The organism is Bradyrhizobium canariense, assembly GCF_019402665.1.
Classification (GTDB): Bacteria; Pseudomonadota; Alphaproteobacteria; order Rhizobiales; family Xanthobacteraceae; genus Bradyrhizobium; species Bradyrhizobium canariense.
In genome coordinates, this window is sequence record NZ_VSST01000062.1 from 53,712 (window position 1) to 71,075 (window position 17,364).

The 17,364-nt window shown below is 63.5% G+C and carries 17 protein-coding genes; 10 read left to right on the plus strand and 7 right to left on the minus strand.

Going from position 1 to position 17,364, the window contains the following annotated elements:
* Genes FXB41_RS30390 through FXB41_RS30430 form a run of 9 tightly spaced genes read left to right on the plus strand, consistent with a single transcriptional unit; the run spans position 1 to position 9,099 of the window.
* Positions 1-477 (plus strand): (2Fe-2S)-binding protein, encoded by a 477-nt coding sequence (locus FXB41_RS30390; RefSeq protein WP_007593025.1) that lies wholly within the window; start codon positions 1-3, stop codon positions 475-477.
* An 11-nt stretch (positions 478-488) separates the two neighbouring features.
* Positions 489-2,075, plus strand: coding sequence for a xanthine dehydrogenase family protein molybdopterin-binding subunit (locus tag FXB41_RS30395; RefSeq protein WP_219684408.1), 1,587 nt, complete (start codon positions 489-491; stop codon positions 2,073-2,075).
* A 1-nt stretch (position 2,076) separates the two neighbouring features.
* A complete protein-coding gene (locus FXB41_RS30400; RefSeq protein WP_219684409.1) occupies positions 2,077-3,099 on the plus strand; it encodes a xanthine dehydrogenase family protein molybdopterin-binding subunit in 1,023 nt (340 codons plus the stop codon).
* A 7-nt stretch (positions 3,100-3,106) separates the two neighbouring features.
* A complete protein-coding gene (locus FXB41_RS30405; protein ID WP_219684410.1) occupies positions 3,107-3,988 on the plus strand; it encodes an AAA family ATPase in 882 nt (293 codons plus the stop codon).
* Positions 3,985-5,106 carry a vWA domain-containing protein gene (locus tag FXB41_RS30410; RefSeq protein WP_219684411.1) on the plus strand — a complete coding sequence of 374 codons (1,122 nt, stop codon included), beginning with the start codon at positions 3,985-3,987 and terminating at the stop codon, positions 5,104-5,106. Before FXB41_RS30405 ends, FXB41_RS30410 begins: the two co-directional genes overlap by 4 nt.
* Entirely contained in the window at positions 5,103-5,987 is an 885-nt protein-coding gene (locus tag FXB41_RS30415; protein WP_219684412.1) for an amidohydrolase family protein, read from the plus strand. Before FXB41_RS30410 ends, FXB41_RS30415 begins: the two co-directional genes overlap by 4 nt.
* A gap of 41 nt (positions 5,988-6,028) precedes the next feature.
* The gene (locus FXB41_RS30420) at positions 6,029-6,877 is read left to right on the plus strand and encodes an MBL fold metallo-hydrolase (protein ID WP_219684413.1); all 849 of its coding nucleotides are present in this window, start codon (positions 6,029-6,031) and stop codon (positions 6,875-6,877) included.
* A 17-nt stretch (positions 6,878-6,894) separates the two neighbouring features.
* The gene (locus FXB41_RS30425) at positions 6,895-8,469 is read left to right on the plus strand and encodes an isochorismatase family protein (protein WP_219684422.1); all 1,575 of its coding nucleotides are present in this window, start codon (positions 6,895-6,897) and stop codon (positions 8,467-8,469) included.
* Between the two features lie 3 nt (positions 8,470-8,472).
* Positions 8,473-9,099 carry an FMN-dependent NADH-azoreductase gene (locus FXB41_RS30430; RefSeq protein WP_007593035.1) on the plus strand — a complete coding sequence of 209 codons (627 nt, stop codon included), beginning with the start codon at positions 8,473-8,475 and terminating at the stop codon, positions 9,097-9,099.
* Positions 9,100-9,123: 24 nt separating this feature from the next.
* Here the strand turns inward: FXB41_RS30430 and FXB41_RS30435 are convergent, their stop codons facing one another.
* From FXB41_RS30435 to FXB41_RS30460, 6 genes are read right to left on the minus strand one after another with little or no spacing between them, the layout of a single operon-like run.
* Positions 9,124-10,173, minus strand: a complete 1,050-nt coding sequence (locus FXB41_RS30435) for a LacI family DNA-binding transcriptional regulator (protein ID WP_007593037.1) — start codon at positions 10,171-10,173, stop codon at positions 9,124-9,126.
* Positions 10,170-10,814, minus strand: a complete 645-nt coding sequence (locus tag FXB41_RS30440) for a ThuA domain-containing protein (protein ID WP_219684414.1) — start codon at positions 10,812-10,814, stop codon at positions 10,170-10,172. Before FXB41_RS30440 ends, FXB41_RS30435 begins: the two co-directional genes overlap by 4 nt.
* A gap of 10 nt (positions 10,815-10,824) precedes the next feature.
* A complete protein-coding gene (locus FXB41_RS30445) occupies positions 10,825-11,922 on the minus strand; it encodes a Gfo/Idh/MocA family protein (protein WP_219684415.1) in 1,098 nt (365 codons plus the stop codon).
* Between the two features lie 22 nt (positions 11,923-11,944).
* Positions 11,945-12,793, minus strand: a complete 849-nt coding sequence (locus FXB41_RS30450) for a carbohydrate ABC transporter permease (RefSeq protein WP_219684416.1) — start codon at positions 12,791-12,793, stop codon at positions 11,945-11,947.
* A complete protein-coding gene (locus FXB41_RS30455) occupies positions 12,786-13,727 on the minus strand; it encodes a carbohydrate ABC transporter permease (protein ID WP_376707521.1) in 942 nt (313 codons plus the stop codon). Before FXB41_RS30455 ends, FXB41_RS30450 begins: the two co-directional genes overlap by 8 nt.
* Positions 13,728-13,729: 2 nt before the next feature.
* Positions 13,730-14,989, minus strand: a complete 1,260-nt coding sequence (locus tag FXB41_RS30460; RefSeq protein ID WP_219684417.1) for an extracellular solute-binding protein — start codon at positions 14,987-14,989, stop codon at positions 13,730-13,732.
* 164 nt (positions 14,990-15,153) lie between these two features.
* On the opposite strand from FXB41_RS30460, the gene FXB41_RS30465 reads away from it, so the two are divergent.
* Positions 15,154-15,912, plus strand: a complete 759-nt coding sequence (locus FXB41_RS30465) for an SDR family NAD(P)-dependent oxidoreductase (RefSeq protein ID WP_219684418.1) — start codon at positions 15,154-15,156, stop codon at positions 15,910-15,912.
* A gap of 34 nt (positions 15,913-15,946) precedes the next feature.
* Here the strand turns inward: FXB41_RS30465 and FXB41_RS30470 are convergent, their stop codons facing one another.
* Positions 15,947-17,095, minus strand: a complete 1,149-nt coding sequence (locus FXB41_RS30470) for an ABC transporter substrate-binding protein (RefSeq protein WP_219684424.1) — start codon at positions 17,093-17,095, stop codon at positions 15,947-15,949.
* Positions 17,096-17,364 lie beyond the last annotated feature (269 nt).

Here is a 17,364-nt window from a genome sequence, read left to right on the forward strand (position 1 = left end):
ATGGCCAAGACTGCTCTGCAATTCCGCCACAACGGCAGCGATGTCGCCATTTTCGTTGATGGTGGCACCAACCTCCTCGTCGCGCTTCGCGAATTGATCGGCGACATGACGCCGAAGTTCGGTTGCGGCCAGGGGGGCTGCGGCACCTGCAGTGTCCTGATCGACGGCGAACTCCATCTCTCCTGTCTGACGCTGGCCGAGACCGTTGCCGGCCGCTCCGTCGAGACGCTGGATAGCCTGAAGCAGGGACCGAACCTCCATCCGCTGCAGCGCGCCTTCGCCGAGAATTTTGCTGCCCAGTGCGGCTATTGCACGCCGGGCATGCTGATGGCTGCCAAGGCATTGCTTGATCGCAATCCCTCGCCGAGCCGCGCCGAGATCGTCGAGGCGATCTCCGGCAACATCTGCCGGTGCACCGGCTACGAGCCGATCATCAACGCCATCCTCGCCGCCTCCGGTGGCCGGGTGAGCGCCTGAAGGACCAGATCATGCTGGAACTGCGCAAAGACATTTTCGCCGACGAGCGCGACGACAATCTCAACGAGATCGGCAAGGGCACGCAGCGCCAGGACATGCTCGGCCATGTCACGGGGACGTCGAGCTATTTCAACGACCACAAGCTCCAGGGCATGCTGCACCTGAAGGTCGTCCGCTCGACCCATTCGCATGCAAGGATCCGGCGGATCGACACCGCGGACGCCGAGCGCTCATCCGGCGTGCGCCGGATCATCCGGGGCTCCGACGTCCCCCGTAACCTCAACACACTTTTGAGCCTGATCAATTTCGGCAAGGACGACGAGCCGTCGCTGGCCGTCGACAAGGTCCGCTACAAGGGGGAGCCGATCCTGGCCATCGTCGCCGACAGCGAACGCAAGGCGTTCGAGGCGATCGCAAAGGTGCGGATCGACTACGAGCCGTTGCCGACGGTGTTCGACGTAGAAGATGCGTTGAAGGCCGGCGCGCCCGTCGTCAACGAAACCTATCCGAAGAATGCCTTCATTTATCACGACGTATATGACCACCAAAAACTCCGCTTCGGCGATGCCGATGCCGCACTGGCGACGGCCGATCACGTGCTCGAGCAGCGCTACCAGATGTCGCCTATCGAGCATGCGCCGACCGAAACCAACGGTTCGATCGCGGCGCCCGACACCAACGGGCGCTATGTCGTCTATACCTCGACGCAGGCACTGTTCTTTTCGGTCGACACCTGCGCCAAGATTCTCGATGTCCCCTCCAACACCTTCCATTTCATTGGCGGCACCGTCGGCGGCGGCTTTGGCGGCAAGGTGGACACGCTGACCGAACCTTTGTGCATCCTGGGTGCGATGCTGACCGGACGTCCGGTACGCTACGTGTTCGGACGCGAAGAAGAGATGCAGTACGGCCCGCCGCGGGGCGCCGAGCGCATCTACATCAAGGACGGCGTGATGCGCGACGGCCGCGTCGTCGCGCGGAAAGTCCGCGCATATTTCGACAGCGGCGCATATACGCGGCTCTCGAGCTATGCAGCGGTGAAATGCGCGGCCCACCTGCCGGGACCCTACACCATCCCGAACGTCTATGGCGACGTCTACTGCGTCTTCACCAACCGCACGCCGGCAACCGCGATGCGCGGCTTCGGCGTCACCGCAATGGATTTTGCGATCGAGTGCCAGATGGACAAGCTCGCGAACCTCGTCGGCATGGATCCGATGGAATTCCGCATTCTCAATGCCTATCGCGACGGCGACATGAAGGCACACCGGCGCGAGGCCAAGAACACGGCGCTGATCGAGTGCGTCCAGGTCGCCGCCGAAAAGGCCAAATGGCCGATCCGCGACGAGTTCAAGCGCGCCTCCTCCCGCAAAGACGGCCGCGGCAGCCGCGCCGCCGTCCCGCGGACGCCGACTGACACCCGCGGAGGTACAACTGCGCCAACGCAGCAGCGCACGACTTATGATCGCCAGCCGACGACCGCCTTGCGCGAACCACCGCGTGAGCCCCCGCCGCCCCCCCCACAGCCACCGCGACCGGCAGCGCCCTCGCATGGGGCGGGCCGATTCTCATCCGTGTTCGGCACCAGGAGGCGTTGAGATGACCCGACATCGCGGACGCGGCATCGCGTCGGTCAATTATCCCATCGGCATGAACCTCGGCGGCGATCCCAGCCAAGCCCTGGTTCACTCCAATCCGAGCGGTAAATTCACCGTGGCGCTTTCCTCGATCGATCTCGGCCAAGGCATGAAGTCGGTCACGCGGCAGATCTGCGCAGAGACGCTCGGCGTACCCGTCGAGGACGTCTACGTCGACACCGCCGATTCCGACACCGGTCCGCATTGCATGGGCTCGTTCGCTTCGCGCGGCACCCATCGCGTCGGCAATGCCGTGATGGCGGCAGCGCGCGAGGCGCGCGGCGTGATGATGGAGGCCGCCGCAGAGGAACTCGAGGTCAGCGCCGCCGATCTCGAAACCGACGGCCGGGGGAACATCCACGTCAAGGGCGCGCCGCACCGCTCGATCTCCACCAAGGACGTCGCCATCGCGGCGCAGTTCAAGCAGGGCAAGACCATCTCTGGCCGTGGCATCTTCCTGGTTCCTCTGTCCAATGTCGATCCGGAAACCGGCGAGATGTCGCCGGCGACCTGCTACGCCCATGCCTGTCTTGTCGCCGAGGTCGAGGTCGACGACGAGACCGGCGAGGTCACGATGATCCGCATGGACTCTGCCTACGAGCTCGGCCGCGCGCTCAACCCGCGCCTGGTCGAGCAACAGCTCGTCGGCGGCGCCTGGATGGGTGTCAGTCACGCGCTCTACGAGACTCCCGAACCGTATTATCCAGACCCTGTCCACGGACCTCGCGACTTCGTCGAATATATCATGCCCGGTCCTGGCGACATCTGCCCGCACGACATCGCCGTGTTGGAACGCCCCGCTCCCGATGGCCCCTTCGGCGCCAAAGGCCCCGGGGAAATGTGCGCGAATCCGGTATTGCCGGCCGTTGCGAACGCCATCTTCAACGCCGTCGGCGTTCGCATCGACGATCTGCCGATTACGCCGGAGAAGGTGCTGCGCGCGATCAAGGCCGAGGGCGGCGCGCGCCCTCAGGCGCGGCGCTGAGGTCGCGATGGCCGTCCGCAGCAACATCGTCGGCATCGACAGCCCCGAGGCACTGGAGAAGGCGCTTCGGGCCGCCTATTACCTCGCCGACGAGGGGCTGGCGACCGCGGCCTATCTCGGGCTGGCGCTGGGCAAACCATTGCTGGTCGAGGGTGCGCCGGGCGTCGGCAAGACCGAAGCCGCCAAAGCCATCGCCGCCGTCCTCGGCCGCCGCCTGATCCGCCTGCAATGCTACGAAGGCATCGACGCATCCGCAGCACTCTACGAATGGAACTATCCGCGCCAGATGCTCGCCATCCGCCAGGCCGGCGATGAGAGCATCGACATCTACGGCGAAACCTTTCTGATCGAGCGACCGATGCTGGCGACACTGCGCGCGCCTGACTCGACTGTGCTGCTGATCGACGAAATCGATCGCGCCGACCAGGAATTCGAAGCCTTCCTGCTCGAGTTTCTGTCCGACTTTCAGATCTCGATCCCGGAGCGCGGCACGGTGCGCGCTTCTGAGCGCCCGGTCGTCGTCCTCACCTCAAACCGCACGCGGGATCTTCATGAAGCGTTGCGGAGGCGGTGCGTCTATCACTGGATCGACTATCCCTCGGCGGAGCGCGAAGCCCGCATCGTGATGATGCGGGCCTCCAGCGTCGCCGAGGGGACCGCGCGGGCCGTCGTCGCCGCCGTCGAGAAGCTGCGACGCGAGCCGCTCAGCAAGGCGCCCGGGATCGCCGAGGCCGTTGACTGGGCTGAGGCCGCCACGCTGCTGCACAAGGGCGGCGCACGGTGGCCCGATGCCTTCAGGCGCTCGATTGGGGTTGCCCTGAAAGACGAGGAGGATCTGCATTTCATTTCGCCGCGCCTCGACGCCCTGCTGGCGGAGGCCTCTGCATGAGCGCCGAACCCGAACTGCCGCGCGCTGCGCGTGTTTTCATCTCGTTCGTCGGCTTGTTGCGAACCAACAGGTTTGCCGTCGCACCGGAACAGACGACCTCGTTCCTGGCCGCGATCCAGTTGCTCGGTCCCCGCAGCCTGGAAGACATTCGGCAGGCGGCCCTTGCAACACTGGCCCCTCCACCGGAGCGTCGCGCAACGTTCGACCGGCTGTTCGATCTGCACTTTCGCGGAAACGAGGCAATCGAGCGCGTCGATGACGGCGAGGACGACGAGACAGTTCGGCTCCAAGAGGAGGCCCGTGGAAACGACGAGCCACTGTTGTCGGACGAAGCCAATGAGTCCGGTCTCGCAGCTGCGCGCGCCGAAGCGCTGGTCGAGCGCCGCTTTGCGCAGCTCTCCACCACCGATGCGCTGCGCCGGCTGTCCCGCGAGGCGCCCAGGCGCCTGCCGAAGCGGCGCGGCCATCGCCGCATGCGGGCTCGCAGCGGACCGTACGCGGATTTGCGCCGCACTCTCCGCGACTCCATTCGCAGCGACGGCGAAATCCTCCGGCTGGGACGTTTGAAGCGGCGGCACCGCCCACGCAAGGTGTTGCTTCTGATTGACGTCTCCGGCTCGATGAAGACGCGCACAGAAGAGAATATGAAGTTCGCGCACACGCTGGTGCAGGCGGCACCCAATGTCGAGGTCTTCACCTTCGGCACGCGGCTGACCCGCATCACCCGCCCGTTGCGTCTCAAGCGCCGCGAGCAGGCGCTCAAGGCCGCGGCCTATGTGGTCAGCGACTGGGACGGCGGCACCCGGATCGGCGAGGCGCTTCAGGCCTTTCTCGCCGTGCCCCGCTTTGGCGGATACGCGCGAGGAGCTGCCGTGATCATTATTTCCGACGGCCTGGAGCGGGGCGAACCCGACGCGCTGCGCGATGCGGTCGCGAAACTATCGCGCCGTGCGTGGCGCGTGAGCTGGCTGACGCCGCTCGCGGCCGGTCCCGGCTTTCGGCCGCAGACCGAAGCGCTGGTCGCGATCGAGCGCTTCGTCGACGACCTGGTCGATGGTGGATCGAGCGCGTCGATCGTCGCGCATGTGCTGGCGCTGGGACAGAGGAGAGTTGCGTGACGGACATCGTCGATGGGCACCATCATATCTGGCGCCAGGCTGACCTGCCCTGGCTGGTCGGTCCGATGCAGCCGCGCATCTTCGGTCCATACGAGCCGATCCGGCGCGATTACCCGATCGGGGAATATCTCCGCGACCTCGAAGGCAGCGGCGTCACCCGCTCAGTCTATGTCCAGACCAACTGGGCCAATGACCGCTTCGAGGACGAGGCCGCCTGGGTGCAGCAGACCGCCGAGGAGCACGGCTGGCCGCATGCCATCGTAGCTTACGCCGACTTTTCAGTGGATGACGTGCGTCCACAGCTCGATCGCCTGAAGCGCTATGCCCTCGTACGCGGCGTTCGCATGCAACTGCATTGGCACGAGAACCCGCTTTATCGCTTCGCCGCGCGGCCGGATCTCTGCACCGATCCCATGATCCAGCGCAACATCGCCCGCCTTGCGGATTATGGCTGGAGCTTTGACCTTCAGGTGTTCACGCCGCAGATTCCGGACGCCGCGCGCCTTGTGGAATCTTGCCCGAAGGTGACCTTTATCCTCCAGCACGCCGGCATGCTGGAGGACCTTTCACCCCCAGGCCGCGCTGCGTGGCGCGCCGGCATGGCCCGCCTCGCCGCATGCCCGAACATCGTGTCGAAACTGTCGGGGCTCGGAACCTTCATCCACCGCAACGACCCCGCGCATATCGCGTCCGTCCTGACCGATACGATTGCGATCTTCGGCGCCGAACGCTGCCTGTTCGGCTCGAATTTTCCGATCGAGAAATTGTGGACCAACTACCGCGAATTGATTGATGCATTCCGTGTCGCCGCGGCGCCGCTACGCGATGATCAGCGCGAAGCCGTTTTCAGAACCACTGCCATGCGCGTCTATCGGCTCTGAGCGCCGAGGAAACAACGAGAACGGACACAGGGAGGGACGGAATGCCGCTGGAGATCAAGATTCTGGACTATGGCGATATTGAGCTGGAATCGAGCTTTTTGGTTCTCGGCCGCGATTGCGGCCGCACCCGCCGCGTCCTCACCCTCGGTTTCCTGATCCTCGGCGGCAAGTATCCGGTGGTGGTCGATACGGGTTACCGCTCCAACCAGATCATGGAAACGCTGGGCATGCGCGGCCTGCAGTATCACGAGCACATGATCGAAAACCAGCTTGCACGGCACGGCGTGCGGATGGGCGATGTGCGCTTCGTCTGCCACACCCATCTGCACATCGACCACGCCGGCAAGGACGATCTGTTTCCGATGAACACGACTGTCGTCCTCAACCGTCGGGAGCTTGAATACTCCGTGTCCGGCCTGATGCATCCGCAATATCCGGCGCCGGATATTAAGCATCTGATCGACCGTCTGCACACCAAGAGTGCCCTGCGCTTTCTCGACCTTGAGATCACAGGTCCCATCGAGCTGATGCCGGGCGTCTACTGCGACGCTGCGAATGCGCATACCGAGGGCTCGATGAACATCATCGTCGAAACCGCCGACGGCATCGCCACGATCTGCGGCGACGTCATCTATGATTTCAACGACCAGATCGTGACGCCCTTCAACGAGATCCACGACTGGGAGCCGCGCACCACCGGCAATCACGGCACCACCAAGCGCGCCGAGAAGGCCGCCATCAAGAAGCTGCTCAGCAATTCGCAATATCTGCTGCCGGTCCATGACCGTCCCGCCAAGATCGAAGGTGGCAACGTCGTCGGCCGACTCCACGACCAGGTGCCTGGGCCGGTCGTGCAGTCCCTGCCCCAGCGCAACTGGTTTCCAGCCTAGACGCCAGAGGATGGATGATGACGCACGTCACCTTACGCTCCGAATTCGAGACCCTGATTGACCCCTACGCACCAGTCGCGCAGATCAGCACCGGTTTTGACTTCACGGAGGGACCGATCTGGCATCCGGTCGATCATTATCTGCTGTTCTCGGACATGCCGGCCGACGTGCGTCGGCGCTGGGATGCGCGGCGAGGCGTCGCCGAGGTCAAGCGTCCCTCGAACAAATGCAACGGCATGACCTATGACGCCGAACTCAATTTGATCGTTTGCGAGCACGCGACGTCGTCATTGATCCGCGAGCGGCCGGATGGGCGGCGCGAGGTGCTGGCCTCGCACTTTGGGGGACAGGAGCTCAACAGTCCCAATGACGTCTGCGTGCACTCCTCGGGCGCGATCTATTTCTCGGATCCCTGGTATGGCCGCATGCCGGTCTATGGCGTCGAGCGGCCAAGGCAGCTCGGTTTCCAGGGCGTTTATCGCGTGGTGCCCGGCGCCGAGCCGAAGCTCGTCGTGGACCGCAATCTGTTCGACCAGCCGAACGGGCTGTGCTTCTCGCCCGACGAGAAACTGCTCTATGTCAACGACACCGTACAGGCACTGATCCGCGTATTCGATGTCAACGGCGACGGCTCGCTGTCGAGTGCGCGTGTGTTCGCGAGCGGCATCCGCTCCGAGCTCGAGCCCGGCTTGCCCGACGGCATGAAGTGCGACCAGCACGGCAACATCTGGGTCACGGCACCCGGCGGCGTGTGGGTCTATTCGCCGCGCAGCGAGCTGCTCGGCAAGCTCCGCCTGCCCGAGCTTGTCGCCAACCTTACCTGGGGCGGGCCGGATTTCCGCACGCTGTACCTGACTTCGACGCACTCGGTCTATGCCATTCCCACCAAGGTCGGACCGCGCCACGAGCCCTATATGAGCGGCAAGCGAGGCGGCGGCACAGCGGCGGCCGGCTCTGCTTCCGCTGCACCCGTCCTCGCCGACGGCGAGATGCAGCTCGACCCGCGACGCTGCGCTATGATCATCCAGGACCTCCAGAACGACGTCATCATGGACGGTGGCGCCTTTGCCGATTCCGGCGCGCCCGGGCATGCGCGCCAGCAGCATGTCGTCGAGAACGTCCGCCGCGTGGCCGAAACCGCGCGGGCGCGCGGCGTCGCCGTCATCCATGTCTGGTTCGTCGTTGAGCCCGGCGCGCCCGGCGTGACTCTGAATGCGCCACTGTTCGAGGGTCTCGTCGACAGCAAGGCGATGGTGCGCGGAAGCTGGGGCGCGGCACCGGTTTCAGGTCTCGAACCACGGCCCGGCGATTTCGTGGTCGAGAAGGTGCGAATGAGCGCCTGGGAAGGCACGAAGCTCGAAACGATCCTGAGAGCCACCGGTCGCGACATGATCATCAACACCGGCGCCTGGACCAACATGTCGGTCGAGCACACGGCGCGGACCGGTGCCGACAAGGGCTACTTCATGATCGTTCCTGAGGATTGCTGCTCGACCATGAACGCCGATTGGCACGCCGCGTCGATCAACTTCGCCATGCAGAACGTCGCCGTCGTGACCAGGGCCGATGCGGTCATCAAAGCGCTGGGATGAGCGGTGGCGAAGCTCCTGCACCTGTCCTGCTCGCCCCGCGACGACTCCTGGTCAAGCGCCGGCGCCCGCGTTTTCCTCGATGGCTTTCGCCAAGCTCGGCCCGATTGGGACGTGGACGTCATGGATCTCTGGCGCGAGCGCCTGCCGGAGTTTTCAGGCCCCATTGTCGAGGCCAAATATGCACGGATGAAGGCGCAGGCCTTTAACGACGCGCAGCGGGACAGCTTCGCGGAGGCCGAGCGGATGGCGGTGCGCTTGGCGCTTGCCGAGCGGGTGTTGATTTCCACGCCCATGTGGAATTTCGGCATTCCCTATAAGCTCAAGCAATGGTTCGACGTCATCGTCCAGCCCGGGCTCACCTTCCGGTTCGATCCGTCGCTGGGGTATGTCCCGTTGCTGAAGGACCGGCCGACCATCGTCATCATTGCCAGTGGCAGCGATTTCGCCACTGGAATGAACCGCGGGCGCATCGACATGGCAACACCTTACCTGCGCGAAATTTTGCGTTTTGTCGGGATCAACAATGTCCGTTTCATTCCAATCGGACCAACCACCGGACCGCAACAGCCGATCGAGGCGGCCCGCGAAAGAGCCCACCAACGTCTGGCCGCAATGGCCGCGAGCTTCTGATGCGCTCCGCAGGCGACTCAAAGGTTACGGCAGATTGTCCCGCAGAAAAATGTCGATGCGGATGCGCTCCTGGTCGGGGCTGATGGGCTCACCCGAACAATGCGCGAGCAGGACTCGCGCCGCAGACCGTGCCTCGTGGCCGGGATCCTGGTTGATGATAGCATCGAGCGCGCCGCGGACCAGGAAACGCCGTGTGTATTGAGTCAGCTCATGGGCAATCCAGACCACCTCGCGCGCGCGTCCCGAGGCCTCGAGCGCATCGGCGATGCCACGGTTGCCGGCGCCGCAGCAGTATATGCCGCGCAGATCGGGCTGGCGCGCGAGCAGTGCCGCAGTGAGCTCCCGCGTGCGCTCGCTGTCGTCGCGGCCCTCGATCACCGGCAGCGCGAGCAGGTTCGGATACTCGCTGGACAGGATCTGGTGGAAGCCGAATTGCCGCTCGGTGTGATCGCGCAGCGACAACGATCCCGCGATCACGGCCACCGTCCCCTCGCGACCAGTGAGGAACCGTCCCATCAGCGTTGCAGCGGTGCGGCCTGCCGCCGGGTTGTCGATGCCGACATAGTGCAGCCGGCGCGAGCTCGGCGCGTCCGACACAAGGGTCACCACAGCGACCCCGCGCGTGGTGAGTTCGTCGATCGCGGCGCGCACCCTGGGATGATCGAGCGCGATGACGGCGACGCCCTGATACACCGGCGAGAGATTTTCCAGTGCGGCAGCGAGTACGTCCGGATCGAACACGTCGACATGCAGGATATCAATGAAGCCGCGCTGGCCGGCGAGCCAGTCCGCGGTGCGCTGGACCTGCTCGGTCAGGTTGGTCATGAAGCTGTTGCTACCCGTCGGCAGCACAAAGGCAAAGCGGAACGTCTGCCCGCGGGCAAGCCGCGCGGCCGCGACGTCGGCTCGATAGCCGAGTTTTGCCACCGCGGCCTCGACCCGCGCGACGGTCTTGGCGCGCACGCCCTCGCGCCGGTTGACGACGCGGTCGACGGTGGCGAGCGAAACACCTGCCGTGCGCGCGACGTCCTCGAGCGTGGCACGAAGCACCGGCTGGGTCGCACCAGCATTCATTCGCGCGCCGCCCACAGCATGCCGCGGATCATCAACGTACGGATCTCCGGTACGTCGAGCTCGTAAGCGCGGTGGCCGAGCGAGGAATAGAACACCCTGCCCGCGCCGTATCGCTTCTTCCAGACCACGGGCATCACCACGCCCTCGATCCAGGGTGCGTGCTCGCCGGTGAAGGTCGTCGTCGCCAACACCTCGTTGGCGGGGTCGACATGCATGTAGTACTGCTCGGAACGATGCTCGAAACTCTTCAGGCCCTTCATGATGGGATCATCCGGCTTCGTCAAGTCGACCTTGTAGTCGATGATGTTGCCGGGATGCGCAACCCACTGCCCGCCGCACAGGAATTGGTAGTCGACAGAATCGCGGAAAGCGTCGCCCATGCCGCCATGATGGCCGGCGAGCCCGACGCCGCTACGGACCGCAGCGCAGAGATTGAGCGCTTCCGCCTTCTCGATCTTCGACATGGTGTAGATCGGGATGATCAGTGACAGGTCGTGAATCGCGGGATCGGCGAACGCGGCGGTGGTGGTTTCGATCCGCACCTCGAAGCCTTCAGCCTTCAGCCAGCCCCGGATCATCGAAGCACAGAGATCGGGATCGTGCCCCGGCCAACCGCCCCATACAATCATTGCCTTGCGCATGATCATTCCCTCAGTCGATCTGTCCGGTTTCACGCCCGGCCGGCAGCATCGCCGGCCGTTCGACGCAGCTCTCGATCTTGACGCGTCGCCCTTCGTCGGCAGAGGTCTGGAACGCTTCCATCACCTCCAGCACGTGGAACGCGAGCGCACCGCTGGCACGATGCGGCCGGTTGTTCAGGATCGCGGAGGCCATGTCGGCGACACCGATGGAACGGAACTCGCCGTCGACATGACCGTGGGTCAGCGGCACCGGCTCCCATTCGCCGCCGGTCTTCGCGACCTGCACCTCGCCGCCGAAGCGGTTCGGGTCCGGTACCAGCATGCTGCCCTTGTCGCCATAGATCTCGATCGGCGCATGTCGGTGCTTGGGCACATCAAAGCTCATCGCGATCGAGACGACCGCCCCGCTCTCGAATTCGAGCGTGCCGGTGACATGGGTCGAAACTTCGACCGGGATCAGCGTTCCGTTCATCGGCTGACTGGTGACCAGCCGCTCGGATTTCGGACGCGCAGCCGAGCCCATCACGCTCGCCACCGGGCCGAGCAGTTGCACGAGATCGGTGATGTAGTACGGGCCCATGTCAAGCATAGGCCCGCCGCCGCGCAAATAGTAGAAACCCGGCGCCGGATGCCAGCGCTCGTGACCGGGGCAGCCAAAGAACGCGCTACCGGCCACAGGCCTGCCGATCGCACCATCGTCGATCAACTTGCGCGCCGTCTGGTGCCCCCCGCCGAGGAACGTATCAGGCGCGCAGCCGACACGAAGACCCTTTTGCGCGGCGAGCTCCATCACCTTGCGGGCTTCCGTGACGTTGATGCCGAGCGGCTTCTCGGAGTGAACGTGCTTGCCGGCGTTCAGCACCGCCAGGCTGACGTCGGTGTGGGCGAGTGGCACGGTGAGATTGATGACGATCTCAACGTCGTCCCGCTTGAGCAGTTGATCAACCCGCATCGCCGGCAGCCCGAAGGCGGCGCCTTGCCGCTCTGCGATGTCGCTGCGCATATCGGCGAGCGCCTTGATTTCCATGACCGGGAAGCGCTGGGCCGCCTTCAGATAAGCGGTGCTGATATTGCCGCAGCCGATGATGCCGATGCCGACTTTTCTCATTGTGATCTCCGTGAGGTGCCGTTCATCCCTTGACCGCGCCGGCAGTGAGGCCTGCGACGATGTGTTTCTGCGCGAGAAGGAAGATAATGATCGTCGGCAGGATGGTCAGTGTGATGAAGGCCAGGATCAGATGCCACTCGGACGAATACTCGCCCTGATAAACCATGATGCCGAGCGGCCAGGGATAGAGCGCGTCCGTGTTGAGCATCACCAGCGGCAACAGATAGGCGTTCCAGCTGTTGACGAAGGTGATGGTACCGACGGTCGCCAGGATCGGCCGCGACAACGGCAACGTCACATAGCGGAAGAATTTGATATAGCTGCAGCCGTCGACCAGCGCGGCTTCCAGCAGTTCGTACGGGATGTCCTTGAAGAAGCGCCGCAGCAGCAACACGCTCATCGCAAGACCGAAGGCCGCTTGCGGCAGGGCAACGCCAAAATATGTATCGAGCAATCCGAGATCGCGCACCTTGATGAAGAGCGGCAGCACCGCTGTCGCCGCCGGAAACAGCAGGCCCAGCGTCAGGTAGCTCAGCAGCATCGAGCTGCCGAAGAACCTGATATGGGCAAAGGTGAACGCCGCCATCGAGGCGACGATCAGGGTCAGGGCCACCGTGAGGGTCGAGATGATCAGCGAGTTGCGCAAGAGCTGCCAGTAACGCGCCGAGAACAGGATATCAGCATAGTTCTGCCACTCCCAGTGACGTGGCAGGCCGAACGGATTGACGCGCAATTCGCCGAGTGATTTGAAGCCACCGAACAAGGTCGCGAGCAGCGGCACCAGTACGATGATGGCAACGACGGCGAGGAACACCAGCTTGAACAGCATTGCGGGATCGAACGGCGCGCGGATGATCCTGGCGTTACTCATCGCGCATGAACCATCGCTTGTACGTGAAGGCAAAGGTCACACAGATCGCAAACAAAATGACACCGATGGCGCTGCCGTAGCCGACCCGCATGCGCGAGATGCCGTTGTTGTAGAGAAAGCTCACCATCGTGTTCGAGGAGTCCGCTGGCCCCCCGCGCGTCAGCGGCATCACGAGGTCGAACAGCTGCAGCGAGCCGACGATGGCGAAGAACACGGAGAGCCTTATCGTCGGATAGAGCAAGGGAATGACCACATGTCGCAGGGCTTGCGATTGGGTCGCGCCGTCGATGCGTGCCGCCTCGACCAGGCTCTTGTCGAGACTCTGGAGCGCTGCGATGAAAAGCATCATGTGGAAGCCAAAGTACTTCCAGACGATCACGATCAGCACCGCCAGCATCGCCGTATCGGTCGAAGCCAGCAGATGCGGAGGCTCGGCGCCGAAGCTGCGCCAGATCGAAGCCACAAGGCCGTAGTCGCCGTCATAGACGAAGCTGAAGATCAACCCGGTCGCGATCTCCGCCAGGATATAGGGCATGAAGAACAGCATGCGCAGCGCCACCGCCCCTCGAAAGCGCTCGGCGAGCATCAAGGCCAGCGTGAGCGCGAGCGGCAGCTGGATGGCGAGCGAAACAGCGATAATCAGCCCGTTGTTACGCAGCGCGAGCCAGAAGGCGCGGGTCTCCAGCACGAAGCGGTAATTGTCCAAGCCAATCCAGTTGGTGGGCCTGCCGAACCCGTTCCAATTGAAGCCCGAATACCAGGCTGCTTCGCCGATCGGCAGCACAACGAACAACGTGAACAACAGCAGCGCCGGCGGCAGGAACAGGATGAGCACCGTCAGCCTGCCGTCCCAAACCGGGCCACGGACCCTGACTTGCGGTACCATCTCGCCAGCAGCACCGATCGCCGACACGCTCGCGGTCCGCCGCGCCACCGTCAGTTGCCCTGCTTCCACGCCGCCTCGATTGCCTTGGCAGCCTCTTGCGGGCTCATGCTGCCGCCGGCGATCTCGGCCGTGACGTCGTTGACGACGCGGCCGACCGACGGACCCAGGCTCTGGTCATAGAAGTTCTGGTGGTAGTTCGAATTCGCCAGATTGGCGGCGATCAGCTTCATGAAGCTGTTGTTCAGCCCTGCGTCCGCGCCCTGCACCACCGGGATGATGAAGTTGCCGGCGGCAAGCCGCGTCTGCACCTCTTTGGAGACGAAGTATTTCAGGAAATCGACGGCTTCCTTCGGCGAGCCTTTCGTAATCAGCCAACCGGTGATGCCGCCGAGCGTATCGGTGGGCGCACCCTTGCCGCCGGTCACGACCGGGAAGTCGAACCAGCACATCTTGTCCTCGGTCAACCCGACCTTGTCGGCGGCGAGAGCGCGCTGCAGATGATAGACCGTGCTGATCGCCAGCGTCATCGCCGCCTTGCCGTCGCCGAAATAGCCGACCGCCTGCGGATTCTTGAAGCCCAGGAAGCCATTCTGGAACGGCTGGAGATCGACGAGCTGCTTGAACAGCTCGCCGGATTTCTGGAAGGTTTCCCCGGCAAAGCCGCCGTTCTCGCCGCGCAGCGCCGCATCGAACGCCGCCTTGCCGCCGATGCGCACAGCAAGATGGGTCCAGTAGAAGTGCAGTGGCCATTTATCGGCGCCGCCGACCACGATCGGGGTCACGCCGGCGGATTTCAACGCCTTCACGGCAGCAAGCAGATCGTCCCAGCTCTTGATCCCGGCAGGATCGACCTTCCCCTTGGCCATCAGCTCCTTGTTGCAGAGGAAGCCGACCTGCGAGAGCGCCGTGGGCAGACCATAAACGCGGCCGTTGCGGGTGAAGGCGGCGAGCGCCGCCGGTGTGAGACTGTCGCTGTAGCCCTTCACAGAATCGGTGATGTCGTCGAGCACGCCGGCCTCGATCTGCGTCTTCAGGACACCGCCCGCCCAGCTGTAGATGATGTTGGGCCGGTCTTTGGATTGGAGGATGGTCGGCAGCTTGGCCTTGTAGGCCTCGTTCTCGAGGAACTGCATCTCGACCTTGACGCCCGGATGCGACCCCTCAAAGGCGCGCGCAACCTCTTCCCAGATTTTGACCTGGGCCGGGTTGGCCTCGATGTGCAGCCACTTCACCGTCGTATCGGCCGCAGCGAGTTTCGCTCCGAGCAGGCATGCGACAACGGCCAGTCCCAGTTTCCCGAGCAGTCTCATCACATTCCTCCCAACGGCTTTTATTCTTTGGTGCAATCCTGCCTTCGATTTTTGAGGTACGCAACTAAAATTCTGATCTATGCACCTCACGAAGGAGGTCGTTAAGGTTAGCGCGAGAATCGGGCGGCGCGTCGCGCTGCCCCAACGCAAATCGAGGGATATCCATGGCTGCCGTTTATTCCGACCTCGCCGGCAAGGTCGTTCTCGTCACCGGGGGCGCATCTGGAATTGGCGCTGCGATCGTGCGGCGCTTCGCACAGCAGAACTCCAATGTCGTGTTCTTCGACATCAAAGTCGACGAGGGCCAATCCCTGGCACGCGAGCTGTCGGATCAAGGTCTTAGCGCGCGTTTCATGCGTGTCGATTTGACCGATATCGCCGCGTTGCGTGCCGGTGTCGCGGAGGCGCGCAACGTGCACGGCGCGATCAACATCCTGGTCAACAATGCCGCACATGACGAGCGGCACAGCACCGAGGAAATGACACCGGAATATTGGGACGACCGTGTCGCGGTCAACTTGAAGCACCAGTTCTTTGCTGCGCAGGCCGTGTTGCCGGACATGAAGGCGGCGAATGCCGGCGCGATCATCAATTTCGGTTCGGTATCATGGATCGCCGGACAAGGCGGCATGGCCGCCTACACCGCCAGCAAATCAGGCGTCATCGGTCTCACGCGCTCCCTGGCGCGCGATTATGGCGCCTACAACATCCGCGTGAACGCGATAGCGCCGGGATGGATCATGACCGAGCGCCAGCTCGATAAATGGATGACGCCAATGGGCGAGGTCGAGCTGATGCAACGACAATGCCTGAAGCGCAAGCTCATGCCGGACGAGATCGCGAAGTTCACCATCTTCCTCGCTTCCGACGAGGCTTCCGCCTGTACAGCCCAGCACTACATCGTCGATGGAGGCTGGGTCTGAGGCGGAGCAGGCGAGATCGTGCATTGGCGCACCGCTACTTTGCCAGGCGGAACTTCCCGCCTTCGACCTTGATCAGGAAGGCCGAGCGCTCATCATAGCCGTTGTGATCGGCCTTGCTCATGTTCGACAGCCCATTGTTGAGATAGATGTTCTGCCCTCGCTCGAGTGCGTCCCGCAGGGCCGCGCGAAATTCGATTGTGCCAGGCTTTGCCGTCTTCAGCGCATCCGGCGAAGCTTTTCCGATCAGCGCGACGACATCCCAGAGGTGAGCAGCGAACATGTTGGGCTTTTGCCCGTTTGCCGCTTCATACGCGGTCACGAACTCCTCCGTCGAGCGACGAAACGGATCTCCCGTGGGGAGGTCGGCGGCAATGGTAAAGGCCTCGCCCGCGAATACGGCACCTTCGACGTTCGCGCCACCAAGCTTGATGAATTCCTCACTGGCCACGCCGTGAGTCTGAAATATCTTCCCGGCGTATCCGCGCTCGCGGAGCGCCTGCTGCGGCAAGACCGCCGGAGTTCCCGCGGACGCGATGAAGACGGCATCCGGATTGGTCGACATCACCTTCAGCGCCTGACCGGTGACGCTGGTGTCGGCTCGCGCATAGACTTCGTGTGTGGTTACGGTCAGCCCCAGCGCGGGCGCGAGGCGGCTCACCTCCTTGTAGTAGCCCTCGCCGTAGCCATCCGAAACACCGATATAGCCGAGCGTCTTCACGCCTGAATTCGCGATATGCTTGAGGATGGCGGCCGCCATGAGGTCGTCATTGGGAACGACCTTGAAAGCCCAGGCGCGCTTCTCATCCATCGGTTGAACGATGGCGGTAGCGGCAGCGAGCGACAGCAGCGGCGTCTTCGATTCGAGCGCGACATCCAGCATCGGCATGGTCACCGGCGTCAGAGAGGAGCCGACCAGCACATCGACCTTGTCCTGGATCACCAGCCGGCGTGCGTTCTGGACCCCTTTGGTCGAATCCGACTCGTCGTCCAGAACGATATAGGTCACCTTCTCTCCACCGATCTCTTTCGGAAGAGCTGCAACCGTCTTGAGCTGCGGTTGTCCCAGTGCGGATCCCGGGCCACTTGCCGAAATCACAATTCCAATTTTGATGTCCGCGTGAGCCGCATTTCCATAGAGGACGCATGCCACAAGAAGCGAGGCTCGCGCGAAACCGATCTTCATGTCCTGTTCCTCCCTGTCCGCTTTGATGACTCCGCCGGCTGCATCGGACGCCGCCGTTCGAGCTTGCACTGCTCCCCAGGGCGCACCGTCGCTGCTCAGAAGGCATGTCGCCCGACATAGGCGCTTCCTCCAGCGGTCCCGAGCAACCGGGCGGACCATGCTAAGCGGATCGCAGCAACGTGTCTGTCCCTAGCGTTAGGGACAAGACATAGATGCCGAACCGGAATCTCAGGTAGGCGGACGCACCGCCGCGTCCTCGCGGCGCGTTT